Source organism: Bacillus sp. mrc49, from assembly GCF_002803435.1.
The window spans coordinates 120,779-135,297 of record NZ_PHNG01000710.1 but is presented as its reverse complement, the minus strand read 5'-3'; the positions used below and the strand labels follow the sequence as shown (position 1 = coordinate 135,297).

The following is a 14,519-nucleotide window of genomic DNA, read 5'->3' as shown; positions in this document are numbered from 1 at the left end:
GGAACCTCAGCTTTGTCCCATTCACTAGGTGAATGAAGAAACAGAAGAGCTAGCGGCAATAAAAGCGTGATAGAGATAGATGGTACGAAAGATAGGGGGAGCGTTCATGGAAAGAAACAATAGGTTGGTATTCTCCAGATCGAATGCAGGCATGAAACGAAAATTCGATGAAGCAATCTCAATATTGGAATATAGCGTAATGTTGGTTGAACTCTTTGAATTGGAAGAATTCAATCATGTAATCGCCGTCCAGCTAAAACTGATGCTAGGTGAAACGAGGCATACGCGAATAAAAAGGGAAAAAGTCACGATAGATCAATCTTTAATAAAGAAAATCAATCCTCATCCTAAATTGTATCCTGTGAAGGGCGGCATTCAAATCAGCAAAACGGGTCTTGCAGAAGTTCCTGAAGAACTCTTCGACTATTCTAAACAGAGAATCGACTTAGTATCCTGGAGAAATCAAGTCATCTTTAAAACGAGCATGGAAGGAAAACTTCATGAAGTGACCGTCATCGACTTCATTAAAGAAATGGCAGATAAAATTGGCGGGGCCCAAGCTGATTCAAGGCTACCATATAAATCGGTGATAGCGAACGAGCATATCAGTATTTTATTGGTGGGCATAGCGAAGGGATTATTCAAGTCGATCGGCAGGGATTATAAACAGCATTCGTCCATGAATCTTGCGCATATCACAAAAAAGATCGAGCAATCGCAAGCCTCTGAATAGAGGGTCCGGATAAGTATATGGACGTGACGTAAGGAACCATTACGACCACTGTCAAGCAAGAAGGACTGAATTTAGTCCCTTCAGACTGTAGACAAACTCGATGAAAATCGAGTTTGTCTATTTTTATGAGTTGTACAATGTGGCCGTTGATTTCCATTCCAGGCACTCGCTTTCCCCGGGCGGTCGGGAAGCCTCTTCGGCGCTTTGCACCTACGGTGTCTCCCCTAGACACGCTTTTCCTGCAGGAGTCTCGAGCACCCGCTCCAATCAACTTTGTTTTAATTAATAGATAGAAGCCTTTTCCACCGGATAAATTGGATAAGAACGAAATCAAAGAAATAAAAGAAAGTACAAAACAGTTTGCCTATTCATTCCACGCGGCCGCATACAGGGGGCACGTATCTTAAAATTCAGGCGAACATTCGAAGAGAATTTCAAAAGGGGTTCGGAATTTATATTTCCGAACCCCTTTTGTCTAAACACTGGAAGGACTGAGTTCAGTCCTTTTTTTTTTGCACCCATTCTATCCGGAAGAATGGGGATCCCCAGATTTGGAATCGAAACATTGTTTCTAATATTTGGGCTCTGTTAAAGATTAGTGTTGTTTATTTTCCCGTTAATAAGTATGACAGCAAGTACCAAATTTAGGTGGATAATCAAAATGAGACAGAACCCCCTGTATCTTGTATCTTAACAATCTTTACATGCAGCAATGGCATTGCTTTTAGTTAACACTTGAATCATCTAACCGAATTTCAGCCACTTTACCACTATTGATACACCAAAACTCTAAAGTTATCTCTTGATTGTGGTCAATATATCCGATGATATCAGCTCCTTGCTCATTACTTTTGTAATATTTGTTTCCATATAAAGAAAGAACTTTTTCTTTTGTATCACCTAATTTAATTCCTTTTGCGGTGTGGAGAGGATTATCATATGTTTTTTTATCCGTACCAGTTATGATTAACCGCATTATTGAACCTTTATCTTTACCAGAATTAATAGAAGCAGTTTCTAATCCGCCTTTCCAATGGTAATAATCATATAAGTCATTATCTTCTTTACTTAATCGTTTGTCATACTGTGTTATAAAACGACTATTATTTATACTTTCGTGGATTTTCACACCTCCAATGGACTCGTTGGAAAGGTTTGTAGATGTTGTTAATTTCTCTGAATATGCTGAAAAATAAGTAAAAACTAAACCTCCTATCAATAAAATGCTGATACCTAAAGCAATGCGTTTTTTATTCATATTCCTCCTACTTTCTTAATATTAGGTACTGGTTAATTAGTTAATCTGGATAATCTTAGATTATCATAAGTTGCATACATCTAGAGCAAGCTCAAAATGATATTTTAGAGCCCATAGCCTTATCAAATTGCGTTTGCATAATCCACTCACACAAGGTCTTAATATGATGCCTGTCCTCCTGTTCTGAGTGAATAATAGCGTGGCTGAAGAGAAAGAGAGAATTCTATTACAATGTTAGCAAAAATCAGCAAGATTGACGTTTAAACAGCGAGACGATTTTTCTATTGTGAAAAAGGGAAATTCGTCTTCATTTAACTGGATTTCATGAGAAATATGTCTGGAAAAATTCATATAAGGGGAAAACTAGAAGTATAACAAGATGTTTGGCTTCATTTTCTCATCACGAGTGCGCTCCATAATTTCTGCATATTTAATTGGTACGATTTCATGTAAATACTTAAGGAGGTTTTATCATGCTGAATGCAAAAACAAAAATGCCGATCGTTTTATCGTTATTGGCAGCTCTGCTCTTAGTCCTTGGTGCATGTTCCAACAACAGTGAAAATAAAGGAACGGAACATAAAGAAGAGGTGGACCATAACGATATGGACATGGACCATTCTGGATCAGGGGATGTTCCTGAAGGATTAAAAACTGAAGAAAATCCTACTTATGAAGTTGGCAGTCAAGTAATTATCAAAACCGGGCATATGGAAAGCATGAAGGGTGCAAAAGCAACGATAGTGGGCGCTTATGATACGACGGCTTACGCTGTGTCGTATACACCTACAACCGGCGGGAAAAAGGTCGAAAATCATAAATGGATCATTCAAGAAGAGATTAAAGGTGCAGGCGAGAAAACGTATGAACCGGGAGCGGAGGTAATATTGAAGGCTTCTCATATGAAAGGGATGGATGGCGCGGTCGCTCATATCGAAACGGCAGAAAATACGACAGTGTACATGGTTGATTTCACACCGGCTTCGGGAGGAGAGACAGTGAAGAACCATCAGTGGGTAACGGAAAGTGAGTTATCAGCTGCTGAGTGATATACATCGGGTCATATAGAAGAGGAGTGGCATTAAGCCATTCCTCTTTTGACTGTAAGTAAACTCCAAGGAGTTTGCCCATTCTCGCAATGACCGTTGCTTTCCACTCTAAGCAATGGCTTTGGAAGACCTGTGCCTTCAATTCCATTCTTTTGTTTGTGAGTAGGTTCTCAGGAAATTCATTGTTCGGGTTGGATAATGTTACTGTTAATATATAGTAATATAAAATGGTCAAATATTAAATGTGGATGTGGTGGTGATTTTATGGGAACGGGGCTAGAGATAAGGCCTTTCAGGGAAAAAGATCTTGCAGCGCTGAACGATTATTGTTTGCCCTTGGAACAAGCAATCTATACATCGCTGCCCTTGAAAGTCATTGAAGACTTCAGGCGGGATAAGTATAATCTTCCGAAGATGATCTGGTTGAATGATGATTTGGTAGGGTGTTTTGCCCTATATACCGATAAGGAGGGAAATCAATATACAAGAAATGAGAACGCCATTCTCCTTAAATCATTCTCCTTGGATTCACGCCACCAGAAAAAGGGGCTGGCATTTGAAGCTTTGAAAAAATTGCCGGAGTTAATAACACGAGAGCATCCGGATAAAAATGAGATCATTCTCACGGTGCATCATACGAATGTTCCAGCAATAAACTTATACGTGAAAGCCGGTTTCGTTGATAAGGGCAACAGATTTACCGGGGAAGCCGGCGAGGAATGGGTTTTCCATTATGTTCTTGAATAAAGCAGCTTTCGTTCCTTTCCGTAAAATATAGAGGTGAGGTTCCAGGAATGGAGTGTCCTGTGTATCTTCCCTGTTCGAATCCTTACAATCCATCAAAAGAACTGTGGGCTAACCAGATTTCTAGCGAAAGTTTGTCCACAGTCAGTATTATATTCAAATCACCAAAATCCCATAAATTTCTTCAGACGGTATATGGATAAACGAGGAAAGCTTCGAAGAGATATCATGAACATAAATCCCGCAGTCCAGTAATACGTTCGTATGTTTTGTTAATAAAATCGGTATATGTCTACTCTCACTTTGGCCGATAACCATCATTTGATTTTTAACTGCTAAACCGCGAGTATACCCAAGGCATTTAAAAATTTCTTCTTCATTCCTCTTTACCAGGAATTCACCTGAAACACAATAATACAGATTATTATCATGATGTAATACACTGTGAGGTTGAAATAATTTATCATGACAAATGTTAACCACTTTTCTTTCCCCTAAAGAGTATTCCAGAATCACGCCTCTGGGGATTGTTTTATGAGGGAAATAGCTTGCGAAAGAGGTCAATTTTTTCTTTGGGGGATTCGAGAACATGGATACATATAACGTTTCATTTACTATATACAAATCGTTGACGTGGGAAACATCGTCATTTTCCGGTGAAAATCTAATTTCATCGATTCTTTCCAAGTCATTTTTTATGTTATAAATACCAATTGAGTTAGTTTTAGTTTCAACAATATAAGCTTTGTCGTTGTCTATGGCGATGCCATGTAAATCTAACTCTGTAGATAAAGGTTTATTTTTTATGACCTTTAAGTTTTCATCCAAAATAAAGATTCCATGCAAATTTGAGATTACGACAAAAGAGCTGCCGTATTTTGTAATACCTGTGCATCCAACGTCTAACACCTTTTTCATTTCATATTGTTGCTGTTTTATATCGACTAAATAAAGACCGCCTTTTTGATTGCAGCATGAAATCAATAATTGACAATCGTCTATGGGTATCATGTAAGGTTGCCCCTCCTTGATGGGATAATTCCTTTTTCATATAGTATGAATTTTTTTCGTTAGGGTTTGGACTAGCTAGATAGGATAATAGTGGATTTTGCTGCTGATTTATAAAGTCTGTTCATTTCAAGAAGGTTTTCCTTTTATTTTACTGATATCGATTCCGTTCCAATCTGGAAAAGAGGTGGATTTTGTCGGCAGGATAATTATCTGAAGAAATAGAATATATGTAGAGTTGATAGATGCGGATCAAAAAAGCGATGGTTGTGGATTGGCCCTAAACGGAGACTTTTAGAAGATGCTATATAAAACGGATAAACACAACAGGGAATTGCACATGAATTGAAGCTTTATGGCGTGCGTCCCAGTTAAGTTCATTGCCATTCTACAGGAAGTATGGCTTTACTGGTTCACCTATTATTAAGGGGGAAGAAATGATGGAGGAGACTGTGCAAAAAGCGATTCAAGATGAATATCCCGACGACTTTGCCTGGTGTTACGGATGTGGCCGTTTAAATGAAAAAGGCCATCATTTTCGGACAGGCTGGCATGGCGAGCATACCAGGACGATATATCGGCCGCTTCAGGAGCATATGGCCATTCCCGGGTTTGTATACGGTGGCGTGATTGCCTCGCTAATTGACTGTCATGGAACTGGTTCGGCTGCTTTGGCACTGCATCGGAAAAACGGCCATGATATAGGAGACGGGACCGAGCCACCAAGGTTTGTGACAGCTTCATTAAATGTGGAGTTCGTAAGGCCAACCCCAAACGATGTTCGATTAATGGCCGTTGGCACCATTCATGAGATACACCCGAAGAAATGGAGAATCGAAACCGAAGTATTTGCAAATGATACAATTTGCGCTCGCGGAGAGGTTGTTGCAGTCGTAATGCCAAGCACTTTTACAACTAAAGGGTAGCGCAAGGTGAAGCCTTACGATTCACGCATGAACGCTTTTATATTGAATGATTTAGGGGACCGTCCAACTTTTTGGACGGTTATTTAGTGTATGTAAGTGCTCATTTCAAGCCGGTTAAGGTTCAAAAATTCCCTGTTAATGGAAAATAGAAACTAACTTTTCGATTTCTCAATATACTTTAACTATAAGCTAAAGGGAGGCACCACATATGAAGATAAAGGTAGAGATAGATGAGGAGGTCAAGGCGATAGAAGTGCTTATCCGCAACAATGCTTGGAATGAGGAAGTGGAGCAATTGATGGAGCGCTTAAAAGAAAGGAAAAGGCCGTATTTTGTTGGTAGGAAGGAAGACATGCAGCATGTATTCCGGGCGGAGGAAATCATCTGCTTGTTCACCGAACAGGATTCAATTATGATACGGACAAAACAAGGGACTTTCGAAATGAGAGAAAGATTATACGAGCTTGAAAGAGAACTTCCAAGTAACCAGTTTGTGAGGTTGTCCAAGTCAGTGATTGCCAACTTAGATGAGTTAAGCAGATTCGAGGCGTCCTTCAATGGAACATTATGTGTATATTTTCGCTCAGGGGAGAAGGAATATGTTTCACGGCACTATGTTCAAGGAATCAAGAAAGCATTTCAATGGAAAAGGAAGGGATTATGATGAAAACACTATTGGTCCGAAGCTTTGTTGGGATTTGCTTTGGAGCGCTTGTCATGGTGCTGATATGTTTTGGCGTCATCGGCTTTGGAGGGGTTCATGCTTTGGAAAGTGACCTCTTTGTGAAAAATGCGATAGGCTGCCTATTATGTGGCTGGTTTTTCAGCACGGCAACCATCATTTTCGAGGTCGAAAAATGGAGCTTATTATTTCAGACCGTCATGCACTTCTTCACTGTCACCGTACTTTATTTCCTGCTCTCCTTTTTTGTCGGCTGGATTCCCTTCTCTTTTAAAGGATTAATGACTGGAATAGCGATTTTCCTGCCTTTCTATGGGATCATCTGGATTATTTTTTATCTTTATTTCCGCCATCAAGTGAAAATGCTGAATGATGGATTGGATGAGAGAGGGAAATGAAGAAGAGACAAAAACCTAGATAAACCAAGGTGAGCCACTTTTTCAGCGGCTCACCTTGGTTTGATATGTTTCACGGTACCTTTTCGTTCCATAACCAGTGATAAATCGTAATATTCAAAATATTTAATGTCTACGCTTACAAAACGTATTGACGGACGAAAAGTCAGGTGATATTCTAATTATAGAAATATTTGGTTAGTTTACTAAACTAATTAAAAAGTTTTCGTTTAATTGTAAGGGCTTTCAAAGAAAGGGATGGCAAGGTGCTTTATTAGGTTACACCATACATGATTATTTCTTCCAAGACAAAAAACCTGATGAATCAGTAATTTCTATTGGTATGGGGGGATGGAAATGGGTCAATTAGAAAGGTTGGAATCCGTTGGCAAAGATGCTGTGACTGGTGAAGTCAGAAAATTCGGAATGAATGATAAGATGGGCTACTTATTCGGGGATTTTGGAAACGATTTTTTCTTTATCTTAGTAAGCTCCTTTTTAATGGTTTATTATACTGATATTTTTCATATCAGTGCTGCAACGGTAGGTATCCTTTTTTTGATAGCGCGGCTATGGGATGCGGTTGCTGATGTTACTTGGGGTCGTTTCATTGATACAAGAAAGCCAGGCAGGCAAGGGAAATTCAAACCTTGGATTTTCCGGATGTCTTTCCCCTTAGTCGTATCTGGAATATTGATGTTTGTGAAGATCCCAGGCATGTCGGATGGTTTTTATCTGGCTTGGGCCTTTGTCACCTACATTGTGTGGGGAACTTTGTATAGCACGGTTAACATTCCATACGGCTCGATGGCTTCGGTCATAACAAGCGACCCTGTCGAGCGCACATCGTTATCCACCTTCAGGACAATGGGTGCAACGCTGGCCGGTTTGATCATTAACGTAGCGGGACCATTGATCCTTTTCGTTGATAACAAGGCAGACCCTAATCGTTTTCTGCTTGGAGCCATCATTTTTGGCATTCTCTCCATCTCTTGTTATATGGCCTGTTATAAATTATCGACCGAGCGGGTAAGTGCCCCTACTAATCAAACGCAAAAAACTTCCATAAAAAAGTCCGTAAAAGGAATAGTCAAAAACAGACCCTTATTGTCGATCCTTGTGGCATCTTTGATTTTCATGATCTGTACGATGCTGATAGGAGCCATCAATGTTTACTTATTTAAAGATTATTTCAGCAATGCATGGGCCCTGAGCATTATAGGTTTCGTTCAAACAGCTGCAGTATTCGTGGCCATGCCGATAGCAAAACCATGCGTGGCAAAGTTCGGTAAAAAAGAAACGGCGTCCATAGGAATGCTGCTTGCGGGTGTAGTATATGGCCTTTTGTATTTCTTGCCGAATCTCTCTGCGGTGCAATTCATCATCATATCTGCAATAGGGATGTTTGGGTTTGGCTTCTTTAATATCGTGGTGTGGGCCTTTGTAACGGATGTAATCGATTATCATGAATATTTGACGGGGCTTCGCGAAGATGGAACCGTATATTCGATCTATTCCTTCGCTCGTAAAGTAGGGCAGGCGATTGCAGGAGGAATCGGCGGTTTTGCAATAGCGATGGTCGGTTACGATGCAACACGCGAAGCACAAACACAGCAAGCACTTGATGGAATCCATGCATTGGCAACATTGGTTCCCTCGGTGATCTATATCATTGTTTTCTTGATATTGGCCTTCCTTTATCCATTGAACAAAAAAAGGACCCTCCAATTGGCTGAAGACTTGGCTGAGAGAAGAAGCAGTATGGAATAATGAAAAACTCCCCTTTTTGGCAACATCGAAAGGGGAGTTTTTTTCAGGACTTATTCTGCTGGCTGATTTCGTAAGATAGATTCAGGATCGGAACATCAAGGAATTTTTTAATTGCCAAGGCACATGCACCCATGACACAGGATTTTTTGCCCATTGCCGATAAAGTGATTTCACGGTAATGGCTAATGGAGGAGGTAAGATTATTGCTGATTTTGCTTATGGAATCAGGATATATTCGCAGCAGCTCGCTGTCCAATACGAGTACATCTGGATTATACATGTTGATGAGGTTGTTTATGCCAATGGATATATAGTAAATGAATCGTTCCATAACCTTATGTACCGTTTCATCCCCTTCATCAATCATTTGTTGGATATGCTCATATGTTAAATGGGGAATTTGTTTTTCTTGTGATAAAAATTCAAATATACTCGACTCTGAAGCATATTTCTCCCAGCAGCCTTTATTGCCGCAATTGCACGGTTTGCCGTCCGGAACAATGATCATATGGCCGATTTCCCCAGCGAATCCATCATGTCCACGAAAAAAATCATCCTTCATCATCATTCCAAGGCCAATTCCGGAATGAAATGTTGTGCTTAGCAGATTGTTCGCTTCATGATGCACGAATATCCGCTCGGCAAAAGCACTTAAATTAGCATTGTTCTCTAGATGCACATCCATTTGACATGCTGTTTCAATCGCACTTTTCAAATCGATATCATGCCATTTGAAGCGCGGGACATAGTGAATGATTTCATCTTTTCCTACAAGGCCGTGAATGGCAATGACGACCCCGACGATGCCATAGCGACTGTCAGCATAGGTCGCTTTGAGCTGCTTAATCGTTTCAATCACCACTTGAAGAACCTCCGAATACTCCGTCGTCGATAATTCTTTGATGGAGGAGGTGATACAATTCCCCAGGAGATCGCTTAAAGTGAAGGAAATCCGCCCATAGTCAATGTCGATCCCGATAGCATATCCTGCTTGGCCGTTTAAGGAGAGCATGATGGGTTTTCGGCCGACGCCGGTATATTCCAGTTGTGTTTCCACAATTAAATCTTCTTCCAATAAGTCTGCAACCTGTGCTGAGATGGTGGCCCTTGTTAAATCCGTAGCCTTGGACAAATCGGCCCTCGATATCATGCCTTCCTTTATTATTTCCTTAATAATCAATGCGCGATTGATCTTTTTGATATATGCTGCATCACCGGTTATCATAAAAATCCTCCCATTTTGGCAACAACTTTTGGATATATAACCATTATAACAGTTTCACTAATGTCATCTACGAATAGATTAGCGCCCATTCAGAAAGAGTTAATTGACGGAAAAGTCAAAAAATGATAAGTTATTCATATATTTAATTAGTTTAGTAAACGAATTAAATAATCAAAAGCTTGGAAATGAAAGGGCTTACAGGTAAATGGATGCTTGAACACCTATAAACTGATCAGGAGGGAAATATATGAAAGCCTTTTTGAATGAACATTTCTTGTTAAATACGGACACTGCCATTGAATTGTACAAAAATGCCGGTGTGGATTTGCCTATTTTTGATTTTCACTGTCACCTGTCCCCACAAGAGGTGTGGGAAAATAAACCGTATGAAAGCATTACGCAATTGTGGCTAGGTGGTGATCATTATAAATGGCGTGCTATGCGCATGCATGGTATCGGCGAGCGGTATATTACGGGTGATTGCAGCGATTGGGAAAAGTTTGCTGCATGGGCGGAAACGATGCCTCACTTAGTGGGGAATCCCCTTTATCATTGGGCACATATGGAGCTGAAAATATTTTTTGGCATCGAAAAAGTCCTGAGTCCAAAAACTGCACGTGAAATTTATGATGAGTGTAATGACAAGCTTTCCAGGCAAGAGTTCAGGCCCAGGTCATTTATCGAAAAATCAAACGTTACATTTATCGGGACGACGGATGATCCTGTCTCGGAGCTTGAATTTCATCAGTCTTTGAATAAGGATGATTCCTTTCATATAACCATTGCTCCAACTTTCCGTCCTGACGGGGCGCTATTCGTGGAGCGTCCTGATTTTAATAGCTGGATTAAAAAACTGGAAAAAGTAACGAACATTGAAGTGAATTCAATAGAAAACCTAATAAATGCGCTTAAGCATCGGGTCCACCATTTTCATGAAAACGGTGGAAGGGGATCGGATCATGATATTCAGAAAATGGTATATGTAGATACCACTAAAGAAGAAGCGGATATCATCCTGAAGAAGAGGTTGAATGGCCAGCAGCTATCAACGGAAGAGCTGGATGCTTACCGATCCTTCTTAATGAAGGAGCTCGGGAAAATGTATGCCCAAAAGCAGTGGGTCATGCAGCTGCATATGGGGGCGATGAGGAATAACAACACGAAGATGAAAGAACGGGTTGGCACCGACAGCGGGTTCGACTCGATCGGCGAGGCCAATTTGGCGGAAGGGTTATCCCGTTTTCTTGATGCACTTGATCAAGAGGAGGCACTGCCAAGAACCGTATTATTCAACTTAAACCCAAAAGATAATCCGATTCTTGCAGGAATGGTCGGGAACTTCTGTGAAGAAGGAATTGCCGGAAAGGTACAATTTGGGTCAGGCTGGTGGTTTAATGACCACATAGATGGAATGGAGAAACAAATGAAGGAACTGGCGAATGTCGGACTCCTGAGCCACTTTATTGGTATGCTGACTGATTCCCGAAGCTTCCTTTCTTATGCCCGCCATGATTATTTCCGTAGGATTCTTTGCAACATCCTAGGAGATTGGACGGAGCGAGGACTGATGCCGGATGATAAAGAGCTGCGTGAACGAATGGTCAGGAATATCGGTTATTACAATGCCGAAAAATATTTTACGAAACGGTAAAAACATAGCGATGTTTTTCCTCTTTGTTGGATTATTTAATTGATCGCGGGAGTTTAAGAATATTGTTTTTTATGACAAAGGAGTGTTGGAAATGTTATACCCAATCGTAACCGAGACGAGAAACCTCATCGACCTTAATGGAGTTTGGAACTTTAAATTGGATCCGGGCTTCCATGAAGATTGGAAAGACGAAAAATTATTGGGTACAATGACGATGGCCGTCCCTGCTTCCTTCAATGATGTAGGAGTTACAGGTGAAATCCGTAATCACGTTGGCTGGGTCTGGTATGAACGTGAATTTACCTTACCGGTCTCCCTTGCGTCGGAGCGTATTATAGTAAGATTCGGTTCGGCAACACATGTTGCAAAGGTATATGTAAATGGAGAGCTGGCAATTGAACATAAAGGCGGATTCCTCCCGTTTGAAGCAGAAATCAATCCCTTTTTAACCCCTGGGAAAAACCGGCTGACGGTCGCCGTAAACAATGTTGTCGACCATACCACACTGCCGGTCGGAACTTATTCGGAAAAAGAAGTTGCTGGCATCGGAAAAGTAATCCGCAATATGCCTAATTTCGACTTTTTCAACTACGCTGGTCTGCAACGTCCGGTAAAGATCTATACAACACCTCGCACGTACATTAAAGATGTAACGATAGTGACAGAAGTGAGTGGAAAAGTAAGCTATACAGTAAAGACAGCAGGGAAATCGGAGATTAATGTCAGCGTGATGGATGAGTCAGGTGAAGTTGTTGGCACGGCAGCTGGTGCCTCAAATGCAATCATGATCAAGGATGCGAAGCTTTGGGAGCCGTTGAATGCCTATTTATATACGTTGAATATAGAACTATCCGAAGATGGAGAAATGGTAGATCAATATGAACAGCCCTTTGGGATCAGGACAGTTGAGGTGCAAAATGGGAAATTCCTCATCAACGACAAGCCCTTTTATTTTAAAGGCTTTGGTAAGCATGAAGATACACCGATCCATGGCAGGGGGTTCAATGAAGCAGGAAATGTAATGGATTTCAAGCTAATGAAATGGATGGGCGCCAATTCATTCCGGACCTCCCATTATCCTTATTCTGAAGAATTGATGCGTCTTGCCGACCGTGAAGGCATCGTTGTCATTGATGAATCGACGGCCGTTGGTGTCCATTTGAACTTTATGTCAGTACTGAACGGACAAACAAATAAGAAAAGCACATGGCAAGCAATCAAAACGTTCGAGCATCATCAAGACGTTATGAGAGAGCTGATAGAACGCGATAAGAATCATCCTTCAGTCGTAATGTGGAGTATCGCGAATGAACCTGCTTCAGAGGAAGAGGGGGCATATGAATATTTTAAACCGTTAGTCGACTTAACGAAGGAGTTGGACCCGCAAAGAAGGCCAGTTACAATCGTTACTCATCTAGGTGCAACGCCAAAAACCGACAAAGTTGCTGAATTGATTGACGTCCTTGCATTAAATCGCTATTACGGCTGGTATATTGACGGCGGGGACCTTGATTCGGCAAAAGCGAAGCTGCGTGAGGAATTTGACGGCTGGAATGCAAGATGTCCCGAAAAGCCAATTATGATGACGGAGTATGGAGCGGATACAGTGGCCGGTTTCCATGATGTAGATCCGGTCATGTTCACCGAAGAATACCAAGTGGAATATTTAAAAGCCAATCATGAAGTTTTTGATGAATTCAATAACTTTATCGGCGAACAAGTTTGGAACTTCGCGGACTTCGCAACGAGTCAAGGGATCATGCGTGTCCAAGGCAATAAAAAAGGAGTCTTTACCCGTGAGCGAAAACCGAAGCATGCTGCTCATGAGTTACGCAGGCGCTGGACGGAAATTCCTGATTTCCACTATAAGAAATAAGGTGAGTGCACATCCGAAGTTGTCTGGGAAATAAGGGCGAAACAAGGTGTTGAAGCAGGCTTCAAGAGTGAATTCGAAAGCATCAGGATATTCCCTGGTGCTTTCGTGCAAGAAAGATAGCATTTGCCTGATAATATTTTGCAAAAAGCAATATCAGTCAAAAATAAAGAATTATTCAGCCTTTTAGGAGAATGCTTTTTTAATATGGCTCCGATAAAATAAACGTAGGGAAAGTAATGAATTGATAGCGCTTACTTTGCGAGGTGTTTAGTGTAATGAATGATCATCTACCATCTTTTTATCCAGGCCAGCCTATGGGGGATTGGATCAATTCCTTTTACCGAGTGCATGGGGTGGAGGCGCACCCATTCAACTTTCACTCACATCATGAGTATGAGATTTACTTTTTTCATTCAGGGGATTGCCGGTATTTAATCAACAACCGGATCTATGATTTACAGCCGGGGGATATCATTCTTTTGGATGGCATGACCTTGCATAAACCTAATCCGCAGCCAGGAAGTACTTACATAAGAAGCATGATTCACTTTTCACCAATTTGGCTGCAAGAGTTGTTGGTTATCCTGGGAACCCCCAATTTGCTTGATCCCTTTCAGAAGCTTAACAATTGCTTGCTGCGTACAGGTTATGATGAAGCCGGGATGTGTGTGGACGAAGGATTAAAAAGGATCAGCAGCCTTATTGCTAATCAAGAGGCAGAACTGCAGCAAAAAGGTAAAAAAAGTAACACGAGTGAAGCGGAAATAAAACTGGAGCTTGTTCAATTACTGGTGAAAATCTATAAAATGAGCCATAAAGAATTAGCTCAGCATTCCAACAAAAGGACCGAAAAGGAGCATCATGCTGAGGGAATCGCCTCTTGGATCAATGATCACTATACCGAAAAAATAAGTTTGGATCGACTTGCCAATGAAATGAATCTTAGTAAGTATTACGCATCCCACGTTTTCAAGGAGGTAACTGGGTTTACCGTCATGGAATATGTGATGGGCTGCCGGTTTAACCAGGTGAAGTATTTGCTGGAAATGGAACCTGACCAAACGCTTGGGGAGATCTCCCGGGCAACGGGTTTTGAAAGTATTGCTCACTTCAGCAGGTATTTTAAGGGAAAATCTGGCCTGACGCCATCTCAATATCGTAAAAATAGACTGAACATTGGGATATCTTGAGGGGAGGGGAAA

Annotated in this window: 13 protein-coding genes; 10 read left to right on the top strand and 3 right to left on the bottom strand. The window is 41.0% G+C overall.

Annotation, left to right across the window (positions count from 1 at the left end):
• Positions 1–106: 106 nt before the first annotated feature.
• Positions 107–733, top strand: a complete 627-nt coding sequence (locus tag CVN76_RS19825) for a hypothetical protein (RefSeq protein ID WP_100532745.1) — start codon at positions 107–109, stop codon at positions 731–733.
• A 724-nt stretch (positions 734–1,457) separates the two neighbouring features.
• Here CVN76_RS19825 and CVN76_RS19820 read toward each other — a convergent pair.
• The gene (locus tag CVN76_RS19820) at positions 1,458–1,991 is read right to left on the bottom strand and encodes a hypothetical protein (protein ID WP_100532744.1); all 534 of its coding nucleotides are present in this window, start codon (positions 1,989–1,991) and stop codon (positions 1,458–1,460) included.
• 473 nt (positions 1,992–2,464) lie between these two features.
• On the opposite strand from CVN76_RS19820, the gene CVN76_RS19815 reads away from it, so the two are divergent.
• Positions 2,465–3,040: a YdhK family protein gene (locus CVN76_RS19815; RefSeq protein WP_232732368.1), complete on the top strand. Its 576-nt coding sequence runs from the start codon at positions 2,465–2,467 to the stop codon at positions 3,038–3,040.
• 264 nt (positions 3,041–3,304) lie between these two features.
• Entirely contained in the window at positions 3,305–3,787 is a 483-nt protein-coding gene (locus CVN76_RS19810) for a GNAT family N-acetyltransferase (RefSeq protein ID WP_100532743.1), read from the top strand.
• Between the two features lie 153 nt (positions 3,788–3,940).
• On the opposite strand, the gene CVN76_RS19805 is transcribed toward CVN76_RS19810, so the two are convergent.
• Complete coding sequence (locus CVN76_RS19805; RefSeq protein WP_100532742.1) at positions 3,941–4,795, bottom strand: DUF4915 domain-containing protein; 855 nt, start codon at positions 4,793–4,795, stop codon at positions 3,941–3,943.
• A 437-nt stretch (positions 4,796–5,232) separates the two neighbouring features.
• Between CVN76_RS19805 and CVN76_RS19800 the strand changes: the two genes are divergently transcribed.
• The 4 genes from CVN76_RS19800 to CVN76_RS19785 all read left to right on the top strand — a co-directional run bounded on the left by CVN76_RS19800 (position 5,233) and on the right by CVN76_RS19785 (position 8,565).
• A complete protein-coding gene (locus CVN76_RS19800; RefSeq protein ID WP_100532741.1) occupies positions 5,233–5,718 on the top strand; it encodes a PaaI family thioesterase in 486 nt (161 codons plus the stop codon).
• Between the two features lie 208 nt (positions 5,719–5,926).
• Positions 5,927–6,382: a LytTR family DNA-binding domain-containing protein gene (locus tag CVN76_RS19795; RefSeq protein ID WP_100532740.1), complete on the top strand. Its 456-nt coding sequence runs from the start codon at positions 5,927–5,929 to the stop codon at positions 6,380–6,382.
• Complete coding sequence (locus CVN76_RS19790; RefSeq protein WP_232732367.1) at positions 6,379–6,798, top strand: DUF3021 domain-containing protein; 420 nt, start codon at positions 6,379–6,381, stop codon at positions 6,796–6,798. Before CVN76_RS19795 ends, CVN76_RS19790 begins: the two co-directional genes overlap by 4 nt.
• Before the next feature lie 354 nt (positions 6,799–7,152).
• Positions 7,153–8,565: an MFS transporter gene (locus tag CVN76_RS19785; RefSeq protein WP_100532738.1), complete on the top strand. Its 1,413-nt coding sequence runs from the start codon at positions 7,153–7,155 to the stop codon at positions 8,563–8,565.
• A 43-nt stretch (positions 8,566–8,608) separates the two neighbouring features.
• Here the strand turns inward: CVN76_RS19785 and CVN76_RS19780 are convergent, their stop codons facing one another.
• Positions 8,609–9,790, bottom strand: a complete 1,182-nt coding sequence (locus CVN76_RS19780) for an ROK family transcriptional regulator (RefSeq protein ID WP_100532737.1) — start codon at positions 9,788–9,790, stop codon at positions 8,609–8,611.
• Between the two features lie 247 nt (positions 9,791–10,037).
• On the opposite strand from CVN76_RS19780, the gene uxaC reads away from it, so the two are divergent.
• From uxaC to CVN76_RS19765, 3 genes are all read left to right on the top strand, one after another.
• On the top strand, positions 10,038–11,441 hold the full coding sequence (gene uxaC / locus CVN76_RS19775; RefSeq protein ID WP_100532736.1) for a glucuronate isomerase: 1,404 nt from the start codon (positions 10,038–10,040) through the stop codon (positions 11,439–11,441).
• Between the two features lie 91 nt (positions 11,442–11,532).
• Positions 11,533–13,317, top strand: coding sequence for a beta-glucuronidase (gene uidA / locus CVN76_RS19770; protein WP_100532735.1), 1,785 nt, complete (start codon positions 11,533–11,535; stop codon positions 13,315–13,317).
• Between the two features lie 275 nt (positions 13,318–13,592).
• Complete coding sequence (locus CVN76_RS19765; RefSeq protein WP_100532734.1) at positions 13,593–14,507, top strand: AraC family transcriptional regulator; 915 nt, start codon at positions 13,593–13,595, stop codon at positions 14,505–14,507.
• The last annotated feature ends 12 nt before the right edge of the window (positions 14,508–14,519 follow it).

Bases quoted from the DNA above. Each gene is read 5' to 3' on its own strand.
- CVN76_RS19820 (WP_100532744.1), bottom strand. From the start codon at position 1,991: ATGAATAAAAAACGCATTGCTTTAGGTATCAGCATTTTATTGATAGGA.
- uxaC (WP_100532736.1), top strand. From the start codon at position 10,038: ATGAAAGCCTTTTTGAATGAACATTTCTTGTTAAATACGGACACTGCC.
- CVN76_RS19815 (WP_232732368.1), top strand. From the start codon at position 2,465: ATGCTGAATGCAAAAACAAAAATGCCGATCGTTTTATCGTTATTGGCA.
- CVN76_RS19800 (WP_100532741.1), top strand. From the start codon at position 5,233: ATGGAGGAGACTGTGCAAAAAGCGATTCAAGATGAATATCCCGACGAC.
- CVN76_RS19805 (WP_100532742.1), bottom strand. From the start codon at position 4,795: ATGATACCCATAGACGATTGTCAATTATTGATTTCATGCTGCAATCAA.
- CVN76_RS19795 (WP_100532740.1), top strand. From the start codon at position 5,927: ATGAAGATAAAGGTAGAGATAGATGAGGAGGTCAAGGCGATAGAAGTG.
- CVN76_RS19780 (WP_100532737.1), bottom strand. From the start codon at position 9,790: ATGATAACCGGTGATGCAGCATATATCAAAAAGATCAATCGCGCATTG.
- CVN76_RS19825 (WP_100532745.1), top strand. From the start codon at position 107: ATGGAAAGAAACAATAGGTTGGTATTCTCCAGATCGAATGCAGGCATG.
- CVN76_RS19785 (WP_100532738.1), top strand. From the start codon at position 7,153: ATGGGTCAATTAGAAAGGTTGGAATCCGTTGGCAAAGATGCTGTGACT.
- CVN76_RS19790 (WP_232732367.1), top strand. From the start codon at position 6,379: ATGATGAAAACACTATTGGTCCGAAGCTTTGTTGGGATTTGCTTTGGA.
- CVN76_RS19765 (WP_100532734.1), top strand. From the start codon at position 13,593: ATGAATGATCATCTACCATCTTTTTATCCAGGCCAGCCTATGGGGGAT.
- CVN76_RS19810 (WP_100532743.1), top strand. From the start codon at position 3,305: ATGGGAACGGGGCTAGAGATAAGGCCTTTCAGGGAAAAAGATCTTGCA.
- uidA (WP_100532735.1), top strand. From the start codon at position 11,533: ATGTTATACCCAATCGTAACCGAGACGAGAAACCTCATCGACCTTAAT.